Raw genomic sequence first — 20,090 nt, 5'->3', positions numbered from 1 at the left:
CAGCATGATGGAGGGCGTTTATGTACCGCAAAATCGATGAATTGGCCGAACACCGACGCCGTGTAGAGATGGGGGGCGGGGAAAAGAGGATCCGTTCCCAACACGATAAGGGAAAATTGACGGCGCGGGAGCGAATCGATCTGTTATTGGATGAGGACTCGTTTGTCGAGATGAATCCCTTCGTGGAGAATACCGGGTCGGAGGTTGGTGAGGCACCGGGGGAAGGGGTCGTAACGGGTTACGGCAAGGTGAATGGCCGACCGGTTTACGTTTTTGCCCAGGATTTCACTGTGTTCGGAGGGGCGCTCGGGGAGATGCACGCCTTAAAAATCGCCCGGATGATGGACCATGCCGCCAAAACCGGGGCTCCGATCATCGGTCTCAACGATTCCGGCGGGGCGCGCATCCAGGAAGGAGTCGTTTCTCTGGACGGATACGGCCATATTTTTTATCGTAATTCCATCTATTCCGGTGTTGTTCCGCAAATTTCCGTCATCATGGGACCTAGTGCCGGCGGAGCCGTCTATTCCCCGGCGATTACCGATTTTGTGTTTATGGTGGAGCAGACGAGCCAGATGTTTATCACCGGTCCCAAAGTGATTCAGACGGTAACCGGGGAAAGGATCTCCTCTGAGGACTTGGGCGGAGCGAAAGTTCATTCCGGATTGAGCGGAAACGCTCATTTTACAGCTTCGACTGAACCAGAAGTGCTGAATCAGGTGCGACGCTTGTTAAGCTTCCTTCCCCAGAACAATGTGGAGGATCCTCCCCGTATTTATGCCAAGGAAGACGATGGATGGGTGGAGGATCTGGCGGAAGTGGTTCCGGTGGAAGGAACAAAGGTGTATGATGTACGAAGGGTCATCGATGCGATTGTTGATGGCGGAGAATTCATGGAAGTACAGGAGGCTTTTGCTAAAAATATCGTCATCGGGTTCGGTCGGATCGGCGGGCGGCCTGTCGGAATCGCCGCCAACCAACCCAAAGTGATGGCGGGAGGACTGGATATCGATTCCTCCGACAAACTGAGCCGGTTTATCCGCTTCTGTGACAGCTTCAACATTCCACTGATCACCTTTGTCGATGTGACCGGTTTCTTCCCGGGGGTGAACCAGGAACACCGGGGAATCATCCGACACGGGGCGAAAATTTTGTATGCTTATTCGGAAGCGACCGTACCGAAAATATCGGTGATTACTCGTAAGGCCTACGGTGGGGCTTATGTGGCCCTGAACAGCAAAGCGATCGGAGCGGATATTGTCTACGCTTGGCCCAGTGCTGAAGTGGCGGTGATGGGGCCGGAAGGTGCGGCCAATATCATCTACAGCCGGGAGATCCGGGAGAGTGAAAACCCGGAAGCGGCCCGGGCGGAGAAGATCGAAGAATACCGGGAAAAGTTCGCCAATCCCTATGTCGCTGCCTCCAAGGGGATGGTGGATGATGTGATCGATCCCCGGGAGACCCGGAAGAGATTGAAGGATGCTTTGGAGATGTTCCGTGATAAACGGGAGACTCGTCCCCCGAAAAAGCATGGGAATATCCCTCTTTGAACGGGCAAGATCGAGGAGTTTTATGATTGAATGTTCGATTCAAGAAAGAGGGGACAGCGTTTACCCGAACCGGAAGCATAGCGACTAGGTGAGACTTGTGCCCTTTGGGTGCAACCGGAGCGGTTTCGGGTAAATGCTTCACTATCGATTTCACAACACTTCTGGGCTATCAATCAGATGCATAAAGGAGAGCGGGACATGTTCAACCGAGGTGAAAAGCTCCAATCACCCCTGATGGTTCAAGTGATGCACCGGGGACGGGGGCGGCTGATCAGGCTCGGAAAAACAGCGGAAACTCGCAAAAGTGCATCGGTGATCCGCCGAAAGCGAAAACTGCGCCTTCTGGACCCCTGGAATATCACTTTTATCCGCGGTCCCCGAGATCGTTCTCTATGGAGGGAGGAAGGACGTCACCGGCTGTTATCGGCAAAGGAACAAGTCCATCGAACCTCCTGGAGGGAACCGGATTTTCTGCTCGGTGACCCAAATAAGGTACAGAGTTGGAACCGTCCATAGCCCAAACACACCCTTAGAAGACTAGGGCCCCATCTGAGAAAGTCGATCGTGTTTTCCGACGAGGGAAGGGCCGGTTAAAGTGGCCTGAAGGGGTACTAGGCGTGTCTGGTCAATGTTGAATGAAGCCGGACGTCGATTTCCAGCGTAGAACGCGCTCAATCACAACGCTTCTAGTGAAAAAGCAAAGCTTTTAGATGCAGATGGAGGAATGCAGTCTTGATCAATCCAGACCGATTGTTAACCGAGTTTTTGGAGCTGGTGAAGATCGACAGTGAAACCGGGGAGGAGCGGGAGGTCTGCGATTCTCTCAAAGAAAAACTCTCCGGGTTGGGCTTTGATGTGACAGAAGACAACTCCGCCCGGGAGACCGGTCACGGAGCGGGAAACATTATCGCCACCCTCAAAGGGACTGACTCCGGCGCACCGACGATCTATTTCACCAGCCACATGGATACGGTGGCTCCGGGAAAAGGCGTTCAACCCGAGGTAAAGGGTGATTATATCGTTTCTGACGGAACGACGGTTCTGGGCAGTGACGACAAGGCGGGGTTGGCCGCTCTGCTGGAAGGAATCCGGACGGTCAAGGAACAGAACCTGGGTCACGGTACGATCCAGTTGATCATCACAGCTGGAGAGGAATCGGGCCTAGTCGGTTCCAAAGCGCTCGATCCGAAGGTGATCCGAGCGGATTTCGGATTTGCTCTGGACTCCAATGGCCCTGTCGGAGATATCATCACATCCGCTCCTTCCCAAATAAAGATTCGGGCCGAGATTCGGGGAAAGGCGGCTCACGCGGGAGTCAACCCGGAGGACGGTGTCAGTTCGATCCAAGTGGCCAGCCGGGCGATTTCCAAGATGTCCTTGGGCCGCATCGACAAGGAGACGACCGCCAATATCGGCCGATTCGAAGGAGGCGGCGCCACGAATGTCGTCGCCGATTATGTGGAAGTGACAGCTGAGGCCCGCAGTCGGGATGAGGAAAAATTGGAAAAGCAGAAGGATCATATGGTGAACGCCTTTAAAAAGGCCGCGGAAGAATTCAATGCACAGGCAGACGTCAGCGTGGAAGTGATGTATCCCGGTTTTAAGTACAACGAAGACGATCCCATCGTACAAAAGGCGAAGGCCGCTGTGGAAAAGGTGGGACGCCGTCCCAACCTGTTGGCCAGCGGTGGAGGCAGCGACGCCAACGTGATCGCCGGACACGGTGTTCCTACTGTTAACTTCGGTATCGGTTACGAAAATATCCATACCACGGATGAGCGTATGCCGGTCGGGGAATTGAACAAAGCGGCGGAGCTGGTCGTGGCGTTGATTGAAGTATCCAGCGAAGGATAAGGAAATGAAAGCCGGGGGACCGAAAATCGGTTCTTCCCGGCTTTTTCTGTGGAAGGGATATGGTCAGGGCCGGCCCTTTTCTAAAATGGGGGTCGGCTTTTCCTTTTGTGGTTCGAAAGGATGGACACAACGGGTTTAGTCACCGTTGTATACTGGAAGAGGGAAGGGAGGTTGATCATGCAATCATTTAACTCCACCGAGCGGGATGCTGTCTATCGGGTGATGAAAGCGAGGCGGGATATTCGCCGTTTCCAATCGAAGCCGGTTCCTCCCGATGCCTTGTCCCGTATTCTGGAAGCAGCTCATCATGCTCCATCCGTCGGATTTAAACAGCCGTGGAATTTTATTCTGATCGATTCGACAGAAGTTCGGCAACGGATTAAAGAGACGTTTGAAAAGACCAATGAAAAGGAATGGAAGCGGTTGACGGATACGGAGAGAAGCCGATTGTATTCCCGTTTAAAGCTGGAAGGCATTATGGAAGCTCCTTTAAACATCGCGGTGACTTGCGATCGAAGCAGGGACGCCCCCTTTGTTTTGGGACAGGGGCCGATGCCGGAGACGGACCTGTACAGCACTTGTCTGGCGATTCAAAATATGTGGTTGGCCGCCCGGGCTGAAGAGATCGGGGTTGGTTGGGTCAGCATTCTCGACCGGAAGGAAACGGAACGAATCCTTCATCTTCCGGACCAGGTTCAGCTGGTCGCTTATCTGTGCGTGGGCTATCCCGTGGAGTTTCGGGAAAAGCCGATGCTGGAATCGGTAGGCTGGAAGTCGCGGCTCGATTGGAACTCCCTTGTCTATGAAAACCGTTGGGGACGACCGTGCCGCTTTTTTTAATCTCTGTTATTGATCCCCGCGCTTCAATCAAGCGGGGATCAAAGATTTTTCAGGGTTTTTGTCACAAACCCTTTATCCATATAGGAATAAAAACCCTGTCGGTTGTAAAGCTAACCCCAATAGAGGGGGTTGGACGGATGGATTGGAGTTGGATATGGAAGGCGATCCTCGTTCTTTTTGTGGGGACGTTTCTGTTGCGATTAGCCGGTAGAAAATCGATTTCCCAAATGACGCTCGCTCAGACTGTGATTATGATTTCCATCGGTTCTTTATTAATCCAACCGGTAAGCGGCAGTAATGTTTGGGTGACTTTCGGTGTTGCCGCCCTTATGATTTTCACTTTGTTGTTTCTTGAATTTGCACAAATCAAATTCGATATATTTGAGAATATGATCACAGGGAAGGCCAAAGTCGTGATTGAAAACGGAATCCCCCACGAGTCCAATCTGAAGAAGCTGCGGTTAACGGTGGACCAGTTGGAGACCCGTTTGCGCCAGGAGAATATATCGAAGATTAGCGATGTTCGATGGGCCACTCTGGAACCGAGCGGACAAATGGGGGTTGAATTGAAGGAAACAGCGAAATATGCGACAAAAGGAGATATTCAAAAGCTGTTAAACTATATACAATCCGTTACGGCCTCCTCCGAGGGATCGAACCCGGCGGTGGACAACGATTACAACATCTTTGACGAAGTGCCGATGGAGGAACATACGGATCCCCCACCCGAGCATATGCAATAGATATAAACGGGTGCAAGGGGGAAGCCGGTTGTGATCCGATGGGTACGGGGAGTCGTCGTGGAGATCGAGGAGGACGGACAAGAGGTGCAATACCTCACTGTACGGGAGGAGGAAACCAGTGCGGTGGGTGGAGCCGTTCATTATCCGCGGCTGCTGGGAAAAGCTTATGCGGGGGACTGGGTGTGGCTTAACACGACGGCTGTGCATCTCGCCTTGGGTACCGGCGGTGTTCACTTTGTAGCGGGATGGGTCAACCGGGCACCGGAATCCGATGCGATTCGGGGCCATATGATGAAGTTGCGGTACACCCCCTGGCAAATTGCGGTACAAAGCGGGGAGGAACAGGGTGGACCGCACCATGAGGTCATGCGTCGGGCCCGCTCTTTGGAGGGTACGCCTGTACTTCTGTGTGAGTTGCACAGTATGCTCCCGGTGGCGGCGGCGACGTGGCACCGATTATCTTTGGAACAGGGATGTAACCCCCGTATTGTTTACGTGATGACGGATGGCGGATCGCTGCCGGTCCATCTCAGCAAGCATGTCCGCCGTCTGAGAGAGTTGGGCTGGATCGAGGCTACGGTTTCCGCCGGCCATTCCTTCGGTGGGGACCAGGAGGCGGTCAACCTCTATTCCGCTTTGTTACTGGCCCGCCACGCATTGAAGGCGGATTTGATCGTTGTTTCGATGGGGCCGGGGATCGCCGGAACCGGGACTCCCTTCGGGTTCAGCGGGATCGAGCAAGGGCAAGGGATTAATGCCGTACACTCGCTGGAAGGAATCCCGGTAGTCGCACCGAGAATCCAGGGAGAAGATCCCCGGGAGCGTCACCGGGGAATCAGCCACCATACCTTGACCATCCTTTCCTCTGTTGCTCTGGCTCCGGCAGTGGTTCCTTTCCCCTGCCGTTTGGATCCCGACCTCCTGGAGAGCATCAAAATCCAGCGGGAAAGAGTGGACCGTTTTCACTATTGGGTTCCCTTTGCACTTTCTGAGGAGAAAGTAAAGGACTGTCTCCGGGAGTATTCCGCCTCGATTCGGACGATGGGTCGCGGTTTCCGTGACGATCCGCCCTTTTTTATCTCGGTTTCCGGAGCGGCCCGAATCGCTTGGCAACTGATGCAATCGGTTACCGGCGGGATGAATGCCGCCGACGCAATAGCTCGCTTACCGTCAAAGGATGCTTAGCCAACTCCCGCAGGGCGGCTCGTACCTGCCATCCCTTACCCACGATGCGCAGCCGCTCCTTACCCATTTCCACCTTCATCTCAACCACACTCCCCGGCCCGTCGGACGACGGGTCTATTTTTGGCTCCGCTCCCGGGTCTCGCTATGCACTCAGGGGAGCACAAGTCTCGCCTCGGTCGCTTCCGCTCCCGGGTCTCGCTATGCAGGATATCGAGGAGGGGGCAAAAATATACCCGGTTTGTGGATGAAATCAACGGTTGCTAAAAGGGACGGACTCATTTAATATAATCATTAATTAAATTAAGAAACTATGAAAAATTTGAATTGACAATTTGCGGGAGGGATAAGCCGGATGGCGGAATTAAGGTTTAATCCGTTGCTGAGAGATTGGACTATGGTTGCCTCGAACCGACAGAATCGTCCCCATATGCCGAAGGGTGATTGTCCGTTTTGCCCCGGGTCTGGAAAGGTTCCTGATGATTATACCGTGTTTAAATATGATAATGACTTTCCCGTCCTGAGACCTGATCCTCCGGAGCCGGATCCTGTAGAGACCTCTCTATACCAAGCAAAAAGGTCTTTCGGGAAATGTGAAGTGATCCTATATTCCCCGGATCATCACAAAACCTTGCCCGAACTGTCGGTGGACCATTTAGTCCAATTGGTCGATCTTTGGACCGATCGTTTTGAAGAATTGAGAAAGGATGCGAACCATCAATATATCATGATTTTTGAGAATCGAGGGGAAGAATGCGGGGTCACCATGCCGCATCCCCACGGTCAGGTATATGCATACTCCCATATTCCGCTCAAAATCAAGACTGAACTGGAAAGCTGCAAAATTCACCGCGAGGAAACGGGAAAGTGTTTGTTCTGTGAAATGAATGAGCATGAGAAAAGCTTCGAACAGCGTGTCATCGTGGAAAACGAACATTTTATCGCTTATATTCCTTACTTCACCGATTTTCCTTATGGCGTATTCATTGTCAGCAAAAATCATAAAACCGCCCTGACGGATTTCACTTCCGGAGAAAAAAGAAACCTAGCGCACATTTTAAAGCAGGTCACCGGAGCGATGGATGCATTGTTTAACCGGATTTTTCCCTATATGATGGTTATCCACCAGCGCCCGGTGAATGGGGATGATGTCGAAGATTTTTATCATTTTCATATTGAGTTTTACCCGCCGCTTCGCGATCAGGACAAGATCAAATGGTATGCTTCATCGGAGATGGGTGCCTGGGCTGTAACCAATCCATCGGCTGTAGAGGAGACGGCCCCGAAGTTGCGAGAGGCCTGTCGACGCTATTTGCTAAAGGAAGGTTGGTAGGATGAATGACCGGGAATTAAAATCAAGGTTTCTTCAGGAATATGGGAGTGGAGAGGGAATCCGTATGTTTTTTGCACCCGGTCGAGTGAACCTGATCGGTGAACATACGGATTATAACGGAGGATATGTATTTCCGGCCGCTTTGACACTTGGGACCTGGGCTTTGGTTCGTCCGCGGGAGGATGGCCTTTACCGCTTCCGGTCAACGAATTTCGAAAGGAAAGCGGAATGCCACATTGGGAAGGTTGAATACAGAGAAGAGGATGATTGGGCCAATTATCCCAAAGGAGTCCTGAAAGAATGGTTGAGATTTTCGGATCTCGCCGCTCATCTGAAGGGAGCCGATATTCTTTATCACGGAAACATTCTCAACGGAGCGGGCCTATCTTCTTCGGCTTCCATTGAAATGGTGACGGCGCTGGCATTAATGAAGCTGGCAGGAGCCGATATTCCGATGCTGGAGTTAGTCAAGTTGGCTCAACGGGCGGAAAATCGATTTATTGGCGTGAATTGCGGGATTATGGACCCGTTTGCAGTCGGAATGGGCAGGAAGGACCATGCGATGATGCTAAAGTGCGAATCCTTGGAATATCGGTATGTTCCCGTACACATCGATGGATATAAGCTGGTAATTACGAATACCAACAAGCGGCGCGGACTGGCGAATTCGAAATATAATGAACGCCGCCGCGAATGTGAAGAGGGGCTTCGCTATATTCAGCAAAGACTCCCGCATGTTCACCGCTTGGGTGATCTAACGCCGGGAGAATGGGAGTCCGTAAAAGATGAAATGCCGGATCAGGTGATCCGCCGACGTGTGGACCATGTGGTCAGCGAGACTAAGCGGGTCCTGCTGGCGGCTGAAAGTCTGCAGCAGCATGATCTGCAAGCTTTCGGCCAATGGATGAAACAATCCCATGAATCACTGAGGGATCAATATCAAGTGACGGGAGTGGAGTTGGATACATTGTTTGAAGAGGCTCGCCGTATTCCGGGTTGTATCGGGACACGAATGACCGGAGCCGGATTCGGCGGTTGTCATATCAGCTTGGTGAAGGAAGAAGCTGTTAAGAGGTTTCAGAAGGAAGTAGCCGATCGTTATACCCGGAAAACAGGGTTGATTCCCACTTTCCATATTTGTGATATCGGTGATGGAACCAGGGAAATGACCGGGGAGGTGGAAGCTTGACTATTTTGGTAACCGGAGGAGCCGGCTATATCGGTAGCCATACGGTAGCGGAACTGCTCCATCGAGGAGAAGAAGTGGTTGTCGTTGACAGCTTAAACTCCGGACACAAGGCGGCCGTTTCAAGAGGGACTTTTTATAAGGGGGATCTTCGTGACCGGGAGTTTCTCGAGGGTGTGTTCAAAAAGCATGATATAGAGGCAGTCATTCATTTTGCGGCTCGTTCCCTGGTCGGCGAAAGTGTGCAAATTCCCTTAGCATACTATGATAATAATCTCTTGGCTTCCCATCATTTGGTGAGCGCCATGCTGGATCACGGAGTTCAAAAGATCGTCTTTTCATCTACAGCGGCCGTCTATGGGAAGCCGAAGCAGATTCCCATCCGTGAAGAGGATCCGACCGTGCCGACTCATCCATACGGCGAGACCAAGTTGGCGATGGAAAAAATGTTTCGCTGGTGTGAACAGGCTTACGGGTTGAAATCGGTCTCTCTGCGTTATTTTAATGCGGCCGGGGCCCATCCCGAGGGTGAGATCGGGGAGGATCACCATCCGGAAACCCACTTGATTCCGATTATCCTTCAGGTGGCCTTGGGACAGAGGGATTTGATCGGCATTTTCGGGGACGATTATCCGACGGAGGACGGTACATGCATCCGTGATTATATCCATGTGATGGATTTGGCGAGAGCACACTGGCTTGCGTTGGAGTTCCTGCGCAAGCATCAGCAGAGCGGTGTATTCAATCTTGGAAACGGCCGAGGGTTTTCCGTGAAGCAAGTGATTGAAACCGCCCGGGAAGTGACAGGTCATCCGATTCCGACCGAGGTCCGTCCGAGGAGGGCGGGGGATCCCGCTGTGCTTGTCGCATCATCTGAAAAAGCGCAACGGGTACTGGGTTGGAAATCGCAATATCATGATTTAAAGACGGTCATTAAAAGTGCTTGGCAGTGGCATCAAGCCTATCCCAGGGGCTATGCCGATAAATAACATAGCAGAACGCCTGTTGATACGGTGCAAATATGGATGGAAAGGTTGTGCCGATTCCATATGGACGGGCGGGGAGGGGGAGAAAAGTGAAGGGTTTGGTCGGAAGCTTTCAACTGATGAAATCGTTGAATAAATCACTGATTTTAAATGTCATTCGAACGGATGGCCCTATTTCACGGGCAGAAATCGCTAAAAAGACCCGTTTGACCCCTCCTACGGTTACGAATCTTGTAAATGATCTGTTGGAATCCCGATTGGTTCAGGAAAGTGACTTAGGGGTTTCCACCGGAGGTCGGAAACCGATTATGCTGAAAATCAATTCCGAAGCGTTTCAGGTGATCGGGATTGATGTCGGGGTCAGTCATATCAAAGTCATCGTTGCAACGCTGGATGCCGCGATTATCGACTCCCTGTATATCAAGGTGATTCAGCCGTTGGATAAAGAATCGTTAATCAAGCTATTGAATGAGAGCATTCGCCGGATCATGGAAAAAGCGGCGCTCCGGAAGGAAAGAGTCATCGGAATCGGTGTGGGTATGCACGGTTTGGTCAACCCGGATCGGGGAGTGGGGATTTTTGCGCCCAACTTCAATCTTCATGATATCCCCATCCGTGAATCATTGGAATCGGAATGGGATCTCCCCGTTGAGGTTGAAAACGATGTTCGGGCGATGGCTCTGGGTGAGAGCTGGTTCGGCCACGGGCAGGGACTGGAAGATTTCATTTGTTTGAATGTCGGTATGGGAGTGGGTGCTGGAATCATATTGAATCAGGAGCTGTTCAGAGGTACCAGCTACACGGCCGGAGAGCTGGGGCACACCACGATCGATGTGGAAGGACCGACATGCGCCTGTGGGAATGACGGCTGTTTGCAAGCCTTGACCGCCGGCCCGGCCATTGCCGCCCGCGCGCAAAGGGGATTGCGAATGGGTCGGAAAAGTCGGATCAGTGAGTTCGTTCAGGGAGACTGGAGTCAAATGACTGGAGAAACCGTCTATCAGGCGGCATGCCAAGGGGATGAATTCGCCCGGGAGATATTGGCCGATACCGGACGCTATTTGGGAATCGGAATTGCCAACTTCATCAATACATTAAATCCTCAAAAAGTGATTATTGGTGGCGGTGTTTCCAAATCAGGGGACTTTATAATGGAAACCTTGAAAGAAACCGTAGAGACCCGTGCCCTGAATATATCTGCGAAGGCGATTGCGATACAGACGGCTAAATTGGGCGATGATGCGACGGCGATCGGGGCAGCCACGCTCGTGCTGAAAAAGTTATTTTTGCCGAATATACCTCACAAACGGTAATCATCTCCGGGAGGCTGTGGGGTGGTAAAGTGGTGTATAATGAAAACCCAGGGAGTGTTTCTGCTCCAACCACAAGACAGAACAAAGTTACATGAAGAGGACTGGGAAGACGTTAAGGAGGAATCCTGTTTGGACCTGGAAGAGAAGACGATTCGTACACAGAAGATATACGACGGAAAGATTATCCGTGTTCAGCTGGATGAGGTGGAACTGCCCGACGGGAAAACAGCCACCCGGGAGCTGGTCAAGCATTCCGGTGCCGTCGGTGTTTTGGCTGTCACCGCAGAGAACAAACTCGTACTGGTCAAACAGTTTCGCAAACCGCTGGAGAAAACGATTTTAGAGATTCCGGCCGGAAAGCTGGAACCGAGAGAGGACTCACAAGCTTGCGCCCACCGCGAGCTGATGGAGGAGACGGGCTACCGGGCCGAGCGGTTGGAGTCGATCATTTCCTTTTACACTTCCCCCGGTTTTGCCGATGAGATTCTCCATCTCTATCGGGCGACGGGGCTGAGTTCGGGGGATGTCCAACCGGATTCGGACGAGTTTGTGGAATTGACGGAACTCACCTTGGAAGAGGCTTTCGATCGGATGGCTTCAGGAGAAATTTGCGACGCCAAGACCGTGACGGCTTTATATATTTGGAAGAATCAGGTGTTGGGTGGGAAATGACACTTCAAACCGTATTTGCCGACCTTCACATTCACATCGGAAGAACGGAAAGCGGGCAGCCGGTCAAGATCAGTGCCGCCAAGAACCTCACTTTTGACCGGATTCTCTGGGAAGCGGCCCACCGCAAAGGCATCCAGATGATCGGTATCATCGACTCTCATTCTCCACCTGTGCAGGAAGAGATCGCAGAGGGGGTGGAGTCTGGCCGCTACCGGGAGTTGCCGGGCGGCGGGTTGAGATACGGGGAGACGACGGTGATTTTAGGTACGGAAATCGAAGTGAAAAATCCGGGGCAGGGGGCGGCCCATCTGTTGGCTTACTTTCCCACGCTGGACCGGATGTCCCGCTTCAGCCAGTGGTTGTCCCGCTACGTACGAAATATGCAATTATCCACCCAGCGTTATCACGGGGAGATTTCCGCGCTGGAGGAAAAAGTGACAGAGATGGAGGGCTTGCTGATTCCCGCCCATGTGTTTACTCCTTTTAAGAGCGTCTATGGGAGTGCGGTAGATCGCCTCTCCCAACTTCTCCGCCTGGAGCGGATCACGGGGGTGGAATTGGGCTTAAGCGCGGATTCGGCGATGGCTGACGGGATTTCAGAGCTGTCCCCTTTTTCCTTTCTCAGCAACTCCGATGCCCATTCCCTTCCGAAGATTGGGCGAGAATACAATGAATTGGTCGTCTCGGAACCGGATTTTGAGGAGTTCCGCCGGGCGCTCACCCGAAAAGAGGGGCGCCGTGTGGCGGCCAACTACGGGTTGGATCCCAAACTGGGCAAATATCACCGGACTCGGTGTGCCAACTGCGATGAGCTCCTCCCATCTGGCGATTCGCTTCGTTGCCCCTATTGCGGAAAAGCCAAAGTGATCAAAGGAGTGATGGACCGCGTCCGGGAGGTCTCCGATCAACCGTCGCAATCGCCGGATCATCGCCCCCCCTACATGTACCAGGTCCCTTTGGAGTTCATTCCCAAATTGGGGCCGAAAACCCTGGACAAGTTGCTGAAACAGTTTGGCACAGAGATGAACGTTCTTCACCGCGCTCCTCTGAAAAAAGTGGAAAGAGCGGCCGGAAAGGGCATTGCCGGGCACATCCGGTTGGCCCGGGAACGCCGGCTGGAGTTTGAAGAAGGGGGCGGAGGCACCTACGGAAAAGTAAAATCGGTGGAAGTCTAGAATGTTTCTAGTCTATCTCCTTCTTGGCCGTCATAGAGATAGAATAACCGGACAAGGGGGGAATCAAGGTGAAGCGGAACCGTCGCCTCAGTGAATCGCTTCGGGTACATGTGCAAAGCCAACTGTCACTTTATGTATTTGTCGCTGTGCTGTTCATGATGGGAGTTATATTCGGGGCGGTGATTGTCAATACCCTGTCTCCCGTACAAAAGGAAAACTTACTCGATTACCTCGGTCATTTCTTCCGGGGAATGGATCGGGATACGATCGCTGATCCGAAAGTCGCCTTTCAACATTCCTTGGGTGATCATTTTAAAACGATCGGTCTGATGTGGATTTTAGGGGTGTCTGTGATCGGCATGCCTTTTATCTTTGTCTGGATTTTCCTCAAAGGACTGGTTATCGGGTTTACGGTGGGCTTTCTGGTGAGTCAGCTGTCCTGGGAGGGACTGTGGTTCGCATTTGTCGCAGTGGTTCCCCATAATCTGATCATCGTTCCCGCCTTGATTGTGGTAGCGGTGAGCGGGGTGGCCTTCTCCATGCAACTGGCCCGTAATCGATTGATTCAGCGCAGAGGGACCATTTACCCGGAGTTTTTGTCTTACTCCGTTCTGGTGACGATAATGGCCTGCGTACTGGTCGTATCGGCTTTGTTTGAAGCTTATGCAGCTCCCGTCTTCATGCGGATGGCCACCCCTTCCATTTAATTATAATTATTATCAAATGATATTTTTTATCATTTAGATTGACTTTCCTCTCCCCGCTCCCATATAATGAGGTCAGGAGTTGCAGGGGGGTGTTAGGATGGAAGAGAGAGTCAAGGAAATCAAGCAGCAATTGTCTGCCCACAGTTACAAATTGACCCCCCAACGGGAAGCGACCGTCCGCGTGTTACTGGAAAATGAACAGGATCATCTCAGCGCGGAAGATGTTTACCTGTTGGTGAAGGAGAAAGCGCCAGAGATCGGTTTGGCTACGGTGTATCGCACTTTGGAACTCTTGAGCGACCTCTCGATCATTCACAAACTCAACTTTGGTGACGGCGTCACCCGTTACGAGTTTCGGGCAGAAGGTGCGGAACACCATCATCACCATCTGATCTGCCTTCATTGCGGCAGGGTGGATGAGATCACCGATGATTGGTTGGGACCGATCGAAAATCGGGTGCAAAAAGAATTCGACTTTCAGATTATCGACCACCGGCTGACCTTTCACGGGATCTGTCACCGGTGTAAAGATCAAGTCAAAGATCCCAAAAAAGCAGTGAGCTCCAAAGTGACGTGAGATCCTCAACCCTTGAGATCTCGCGTTTTTTATTGAGAGTATGAAGATGCTACCGAAAGTGGTATGATATAAGATGGAAAAGGAGGAGTGGAGATATGATTATTGGTGTACCCAAGGAAATTAAGGATAATGAAAACCGTGTCGCCATCTCCCCCGCTGGCGTCGACGCTTTGGTAGGGGCCGGCCACGAGGTGTTGGTGGAAAAGGGGGCTGGAAAAGACAGCGGCTTTCCTGATGAAGCGCTTACACAACACGGGGCCCAGATTCTGGACAGTGCGTCGGAAGTATGGGGATCGTCGGAGCTGATTCTGAAAGTGAAGGAGCCTCAACCCTCTGAATATGAATACTTTCGCGAAGGATTGATTTTGTTTACTTACCTTCACCTGGCTCCGGAACCGGAATTAACCCGTGCGCTCATGGAAAATAAAGTGACGGCCATCGCTTATGAGACGGTGCAATTGGAGAGCGGAGAGTTGCCGCTGTTGACTCCGATGTCCGAGGTGGCCGGACGGATGTCCACCCAGATCGGTGCCCAATTTTTGGAGAAGCCTGAGGGTGGCAAGGGTGTGCTTTTAGGCGGTGTGCCCGGTGTATTGCCCGGGAATGTAGTGATTATCGGCGGCGGTGTCGTCGGGACCAACGCGGCCAAGGTGGCTTTGGGGTTGGGAGCCAACGTAACCATCCTGGATGTCAATCCGGAACGGATGCGCGAGCTGGATGATATCTTCCGGGGTCAGGTTCGTACGCTGATGTCCAATCCCTATAACCTTGGACAAGCCTTGAAAACGGCGGATTTGCTGATCGGAGCCGTCCTGATTCCCGGTCATCGGGCTCCCCGTCTCGTCACGGAAGATATGGTCAAAGAAATGACGCCGGGGTCTGTCATCGTCGATGTGGCGATCGACCAGGGCGGTTCCATCGAGACAATCGACCGAGTGACCACCCACAGTCATCCCACTTATGAAAAGCATGGCGTGGTTCATTATGCGGTTGCCAATATCCCGGGAGCGGTGCCGAGAACATCCACCTATGCCCTGACCAATGTGACCATCCCTTATGCGGTGAAGATCGCCAACCAGGGTGTGGAGTCCGCCTTGAGGAAGAACGTTCCCTTGGCCCGCGGTGTCAATGTTGTTGATGGTTACGTCACCTACCAGGCGGTAGCGGAGGATCTTAATCTGCCTTATAAATCCCTGGATGAAGTGCTGGGGGAAAGCGTTCTGGGGTAGTTCTCCATTGTTTCATAACGGACTCGTTGATTCCATAGATATGAAATAAAACGGGAAAGGACGAGTCCGAATGATTATCTCGCTGAGACGGCTCGCCGGCTGGGCCAAATTTTTAACTCTGTTTCTCATCCTTACCCTTATCTTGTATCATTTAACGGCCTTGATTTCCCAATGGATTCATTCCGCTCCTCCCTACAGTGAACCCAAGGGGAGAGCGATCAAGGTGTTCGCACCTCTCGAATCGGCGGGAGCCTCCTCCGAGACACTGGAAATCGGAGAGCGAGTCAAACTCTTTTACTGGTTGGGAGAGTAACGATCAACCGCTGAGGGGAGACCCTTAAGCGGCCTTTTTTATTCAACCTGACGGCGAGGTGAGTGATGTTGAAACGTTTTGAGCGAGTGGCGCTGATCGTGTTGGACAGCGTCGGCATCGGAGCATTGCCCGATGCAGAAAAATTCGGGGACCACAAGGTACATACCATGGGACATATCGCTGAAGTCCGGGGTTTGTCCCTGCCCCACCTGGCTGAAATGGGTTTGTCCAATATCGAGCCCATTCCGGGGAATCCGCCGGCGGATGCTCCAAAAGCGCATTATGGAAAGATGGCTGAAGTGTCCGCAGGAAAGGATACGACAACGGGTCATTGGGAACTGATGGGGATTCAGACTTCCAAACCCTTTAAAACTTATCCCGACGGTTTTCCCGAGGAGCTGATCCGTGCTTTTGAAGAGCGGATTGGACGCGGTGTTCTGGGCAACAAACCGGCTTCCGGAACGGCGATCATCGAAGAGCTGGGCGCCGAACACATGGAGACGGGAAGTGTGATCGTCTATACCTCAGCGGACAGTGTATTCCAGATCGCCGCCCATGAAGAAGTGGTCCCGCTGGACGAACTGTACCGCATCTGCGAAACGGCTCGGGAGCTCACCCTTGATGACCGGTATGCCGTTGTCCGGGTGATCGCCCGCCCCTTTATCGGCGAACCCGGAAGTTTTAAACGAACGGCCAACCGGCGGGATTACTCGGTGGAACCTCCTGAACCGACTGTGATGAGCCGATTGAAAGATGCCGGGCTGGATTCCATCGGAATCGGAAAGATTTCCGATATCTATGCCGGCGTGGGAATTACCCGCTCCATGAAAACCGAGTCCAACATGGATGGAGTGGATCAACTGTTGCAGGTGTTGAAGGAGCCTTACCGGGGTTTGGCTTTCGTCAATTTGGTGGATTTTGACTCCAAATACGGGCACCGCCGGGATCCCGAGGGGTATGGACAAGCGTTGGAAGACTTTGATCAGCGGTTGCCGGAAATTCTGGAGACCGTCGGAGAGAAGGATCTTCTAATCATTACGGCGGATCACGGAAATGATCCCACTTACAAGGGAACGGACCATACGCGGGAGTATGTCCCGTTGTTCCTATGGAGTCCCTCCTTGTCGGAAGAAGGGGTGTCTCTGGGTATTCGTGAAACGTTTTCCGATGTGGGAGCGACGGTGGCTGATAATTTCGGTGTTACGGCTCCCCAATACGGGACAAGCCTGTTGCCGGAATTAAAATGGAAATAAAAACAGGGGGAGGATGTTCGATGGATAAGGTGCAGCAGACGAAGGAAGCCGCAGAAAGGATTGGCAAGCGGATCGGGGAACAACCGAAAATCGGATTGGTGCTGGGTTCCGGACTCGGGGTTTTGGCCGACGAGATCCAAAATGCCGAAGTGATCCCTTACGGTGACATTCCCCATTTTCCGGTATCCACTGTGGAGGGGCACGCCGGTCAATTGGTTCTGGGACGTCTGGAGACTCAGCCTGTTGTCGCGATGCAGGGGCGATTCCACTTCTACGAAGGTTACGGGATGAAGGAAGTCACTTTTCCGATCCGGGTAATGAAGGAACTGGGGGTGGAAACCCTGATCGTCACCAATGCCGCCGGTGGGATCAACACCGATTTTGAAGCGGGGAATCTGATGTTGGTGCGGGATCATATCAACTTTATGTTCACCAACCCGTTGATCGGTCCCAACCAATCGGAATGGGGCGTGCGTTTTCCGGATATGTCGGAAGCCTACGACCCGGCTTACCGCCGGCTGGCCCAACAGGTGGCGGAAAAGGAAGGTATTTCCCTGCAACAAGGGGTTTATCTCGGCTCTACCGGTCCCGCCTATGAAACACCCGCTGAAATCCGGATGTTCCGTTCGATGGGGGCTGATGCCGTCGGCATGTCGACAGTTCCGGAAGTGATCGTCGCCCGCCATGCCGGAATCCGGGTGTTGGGAATTTCCTGTATCACCAATATGGCTGCCGGTATCCTTCCCCAGCCCTTGAGCCACGAAGAAGTGATAGAGACGGCGGAAGTTGTGAAGCCCCGATTTATCCGTCTGGTCAAGGGAATTGTCCAGGGGATTCGCTCCGTCTGACGAGTTTTTGGGTGATCGTTGGAACCGGAGAAAGGAGAGGTTATATGGGTGAAATGTACCAAAAAGTCGAAGCGGCAAAAGAGTGGATCGAGGCGAACACGTCTCATCGTCCGGAGTTGGGTTTGATCTTGGGTTCCGGGTTGGGGGATCTGGCTCATGACGTGGAAAAGGCGGATGTGATTCCCTACTCCGAGATTCCCCATTTTCCGGAATCCACGGTGGAAGGACATGCCGGTCAGCTGGTCATCGGTCAGCTATCCGGAAAAACCGTCGTGGCGATGCAGGGACGTTTCCACTTTTATGAAGGGTACACCCAGCGGGAAGTTGTCTTTCCGGTCTATGTGATGAAGGCCTTGGGGGTTAAAACGTTGATCGCCACCAACGCTTGCGGTGGGATGAACACCTCTTTCCGGCCGGGGGATTTAATGCTGATCGAGGATCATATCAACATGACAGGGAGCAATCCATTGATCGGTCCCAACGATTCCCGTTTCGGACCCCGTTTTCCCGATATGTCCACGGCTTACGATCCGGAGTTGAGAGAGGTGGCCGGCCGAGTCGCCCAACAACAGGGGACCCGCCTGCAATCCGGTGTATACGCCGGTATCAGCGGCCCCGCTTACTTAACCCCGTCGGAGTTGATCATGTTGCGTCATTTGGGCGGGGATGCCATCGGTATGTCAACGGTTCCGGAAGTGATCGCCGCCCGTCATGCCGGTCTCCGCACCTTGGGAATCTCCTGTATTACGGACATGGCGATCGGCGAGGAGTTGGAACCGTTGACCCATGAGCAGGTAGTGGAGACAGCTGATCGGACTAAGCCTGTATTTATCCGGTTGGTGAAAGGAATCGTAGCTGAGGTGAAGGAGTAATGCATACGGTGGATATCATCCGCAAAAAGCGGGATGGCGGGGAACTGAGTTCGGAGGAGATACGGCATCTGGTTCAAGCATACGCCCGGGATGAGATTCCGGATTATCAGATGTCCGCCTGGGCCATGGCCGTCTTTTTCCGGGGAATGTCCGATCGGGAGACGGCGGACTTGACTTTGGAAATGGTTCGTTCCGGGGAGGAAGTGGATCTTTCCGCGATCCGGGGAGTAAAGGTGGATAAACACAGTACCGGCGGAGTGGGGGATACCACCACCCTGGTTTTGGGCCCTCTCGTCGCCGCCGCCGGGGTGCCAGTGGCCAAACTGTCCGGTCGGGGGCTGGGACACACCGGAGGGACGATTGATAAACTGGAGTCCTTTGCCGGCTTTTCCACTTCCCTGTCCCAGGAGCGGTTTGCCGAGCAGGTTAATGAGATCGGGATTGCCGTCATGGGGCAAACCGCCGACCTCACACCGGCGGACAAGCAGCTTTACGGCCTGCGGGATGTGACAGGAACTGTGGAATCCATCCCTCTGATCGCCAGTTCGATTATGAGCAAAAAGATTGCAGGTGGAGCCGACTCGATTGTACTGGATGTCAAGACGGGATCCGGTGCTTTTATGAAGGATGAGGAAGAAGCCGCCCGTCTTGCTCGGGCCATGGTGGGAATCGGCACCCAGGTCGGTCGTCGGACGGTTGCCGTCATCAGTGATATGAATCAGCCGTTAGGCCAGGCGGTCGGAAATGCCCTGGAAGTGAAGGAAGCCCTGCATACCCTGCGGGGAGAAGGCCCCGCCGACTTAACGGAACTTTGTTTGACACTGGGATCCCATATGGTGGTGCTTTCCGAAGCCGCCGAGACGGTAGAGGAAGCCCGCCGAAGGTTGGAGGAAAAGATCGCGGACGGTTCCGCCCTGGATAAATTCAGGGAATTTGTGGAAGCTCAGGGTGGAGACGTGCGGGCAGTCAAAGAACCGGATCGCTACCTGCCTCGGGCCGATCGGGTGGTGGAGGTCGTCGCTTCCCGGTCAGGGACGGTATCTGCTTTGGATGCGGAGGAAATCGGTCTGTGCGCGATGCAGCTGGGGGCCGGAAGAGAGACGAAAGACGACGTCATCGATCATGCGGTCGGCATCGTCCTCCGCAAAAAAATCGGGGATCCTGTGGAACAGGGAGAGACTCTCGCTTTGCTTCACGGCAATGACGAAGAGACTCTGGAAGCGGCGGAACAACGTTTTTTGAATGCGGTCACTCTTTCTGATCATCCTGTATCCCCACCCCGTCAGATCCGGGGGATTGTGACCGATGAGGGAGAGAAGGCTGAGTGATGATTCAATCTGTAGAAAGAAGCCGATTCCCGGCGGTGTGTCGGGGATCGGCTTCTTTTATACCGGAGTCAAGGAGAATATTCCTTCTTGGAATAATCCTCCTGTTTATCGTTCAAACTAAAGTCACGA

Annotated in this window: 20 protein-coding genes; all 20 read left to right on the top strand. The window is 52.9% G+C overall.

Annotated features, from left to right (window positions below; translation table 11 throughout):
• Window positions 1–20: 20 nt before the first annotated feature.
• The 20 genes from CHM34_RS02035 to CHM34_RS01940 all read left to right on the top strand — a co-directional run bounded on the left by CHM34_RS02035 (window position 21) and on the right by CHM34_RS01940 (window position 19,961).
• A complete protein-coding gene (locus CHM34_RS02035; protein WP_094262898.1) occupies window positions 21–1,550 on the top strand; it encodes an acyl-CoA carboxylase subunit beta in 1,530 nt (509 codons plus the stop codon).
• A 198-nt stretch (window positions 1,551–1,748) separates the two neighbouring features.
• Window positions 1,749–2,066 (top strand): hypothetical protein, encoded by a 318-nt coding sequence (locus tag CHM34_RS02030; RefSeq protein WP_094262897.1) that lies wholly within the window; start codon window positions 1,749–1,751, stop codon window positions 2,064–2,066.
• A gap of 216 nt (window positions 2,067–2,282) precedes the next feature.
• Window positions 2,283–3,404: a M20/M25/M40 family metallo-hydrolase gene (locus CHM34_RS02025; RefSeq protein ID WP_094262896.1), complete on the top strand. Its 1,122-nt coding sequence runs from the start codon at window positions 2,283–2,285 to the stop codon at window positions 3,402–3,404.
• A gap of 177 nt (window positions 3,405–3,581) precedes the next feature.
• Window positions 3,582–4,244, top strand: coding sequence for a 5,6-dimethylbenzimidazole synthase (bluB, locus tag CHM34_RS02020; protein WP_094262895.1), 663 nt, complete (start codon window positions 3,582–3,584; stop codon window positions 4,242–4,244).
• A 137-nt stretch (window positions 4,245–4,381) separates the two neighbouring features.
• A complete protein-coding gene (locus CHM34_RS02015; protein ID WP_094262894.1) occupies window positions 4,382–4,987 on the top strand; it encodes a DUF421 domain-containing protein in 606 nt (201 codons plus the stop codon).
• 30 nt (window positions 4,988–5,017) lie between these two features.
• Entirely contained in the window at window positions 5,018–6,172 is a 1,155-nt protein-coding gene (locus CHM34_RS02010) for a DUF3866 family protein (protein ID WP_094262893.1), read from the top strand.
• Window positions 6,173–6,524: 352 nt separating this feature from the next.
• Complete coding sequence (gene galT / locus CHM34_RS02005) at window positions 6,525–7,502, top strand: galactose-1-phosphate uridylyltransferase (protein ID WP_094262892.1); 978 nt, start codon at window positions 6,525–6,527, stop codon at window positions 7,500–7,502.
• A 1-nt stretch (window position 7,503) separates the two neighbouring features.
• Complete coding sequence (locus CHM34_RS02000) at window positions 7,504–8,691, top strand: galactokinase (protein WP_094262891.1); 1,188 nt, start codon at window positions 7,504–7,506, stop codon at window positions 8,689–8,691.
• Window positions 8,688–9,677: a UDP-glucose 4-epimerase GalE gene (gene galE, locus CHM34_RS01995; RefSeq protein ID WP_094262890.1), complete on the top strand. Its 990-nt coding sequence runs from the start codon at window positions 8,688–8,690 to the stop codon at window positions 9,675–9,677. Before CHM34_RS02000 ends, galE begins: the two co-directional genes overlap by 4 nt.
• Before the next feature lie 86 nt (window positions 9,678–9,763).
• Complete coding sequence (locus CHM34_RS01990) at window positions 9,764–10,987, top strand: ROK family transcriptional regulator (protein WP_240511814.1); 1,224 nt, start codon at window positions 9,764–9,766, stop codon at window positions 10,985–10,987.
• Window positions 10,988–11,008: 21 nt separating this feature from the next.
• Window positions 11,009–11,659, top strand: coding sequence for an NUDIX hydrolase (locus CHM34_RS01985; protein ID WP_240511813.1), 651 nt, complete (start codon window positions 11,009–11,011; stop codon window positions 11,657–11,659).
• On the top strand, window positions 11,656–12,834 hold the full coding sequence (locus CHM34_RS01980) for an endonuclease Q family protein (RefSeq protein WP_094262887.1): 1,179 nt from the start codon (window positions 11,656–11,658) through the stop codon (window positions 12,832–12,834). The genes CHM34_RS01985 and CHM34_RS01980 overlap by 4 nt, the downstream gene beginning before the upstream one ends.
• A gap of 68 nt (window positions 12,835–12,902) precedes the next feature.
• A complete protein-coding gene (spoIIM, locus tag CHM34_RS01975) occupies window positions 12,903–13,541 on the top strand; it encodes a stage II sporulation protein M (protein WP_094262886.1) in 639 nt (212 codons plus the stop codon).
• A 97-nt stretch (window positions 13,542–13,638) separates the two neighbouring features.
• A complete protein-coding gene (gene fur, locus CHM34_RS01970) occupies window positions 13,639–14,118 on the top strand; it encodes a ferric iron uptake transcriptional regulator (protein WP_094262885.1) in 480 nt (159 codons plus the stop codon).
• A 95-nt stretch (window positions 14,119–14,213) separates the two neighbouring features.
• Window positions 14,214–15,347 (top strand): alanine dehydrogenase, encoded by a 1,134-nt coding sequence (gene ald, locus CHM34_RS01965; protein WP_094262884.1) that lies wholly within the window; start codon window positions 14,214–14,216, stop codon window positions 15,345–15,347.
• 70 nt (window positions 15,348–15,417) lie between these two features.
• On the top strand, window positions 15,418–15,660 hold the full coding sequence (locus tag CHM34_RS01960; RefSeq protein ID WP_094262883.1) for a DUF4227 family protein: 243 nt from the start codon (window positions 15,418–15,420) through the stop codon (window positions 15,658–15,660).
• Between the two features lie 65 nt (window positions 15,661–15,725).
• Entirely contained in the window at window positions 15,726–16,913 is a 1,188-nt protein-coding gene (locus CHM34_RS01955; RefSeq protein ID WP_094262882.1) for a phosphopentomutase, read from the top strand.
• A gap of 20 nt (window positions 16,914–16,933) precedes the next feature.
• A complete protein-coding gene (locus tag CHM34_RS01950; RefSeq protein ID WP_094262881.1) occupies window positions 16,934–17,761 on the top strand; it encodes a purine-nucleoside phosphorylase in 828 nt (275 codons plus the stop codon).
• A gap of 44 nt (window positions 17,762–17,805) precedes the next feature.
• On the top strand, window positions 17,806–18,633 hold the full coding sequence (locus CHM34_RS01945; RefSeq protein WP_094262880.1) for a purine-nucleoside phosphorylase: 828 nt from the start codon (window positions 17,806–17,808) through the stop codon (window positions 18,631–18,633).
• Window positions 18,633–19,961, top strand: coding sequence for a pyrimidine-nucleoside phosphorylase (locus tag CHM34_RS01940; RefSeq protein WP_094262879.1), 1,329 nt, complete (start codon window positions 18,633–18,635; stop codon window positions 19,959–19,961). Before CHM34_RS01945 ends, CHM34_RS01940 begins: the two co-directional genes overlap by 1 nt.
• Window positions 19,962–20,090: the final 129 nt, after the last annotated feature.

Source organism: Paludifilum halophilum, assembly GCF_002245355.1.
In the GTDB taxonomy this organism is placed as follows: Bacteria; Bacillota; Bacilli; order Thermoactinomycetales; family DSM-45169; genus Paludifilum; species Paludifilum halophilum.
Note: the sequence above shows the minus strand (reverse complement) of the source record. Positions and strands in the feature narration are given on the sequence as shown.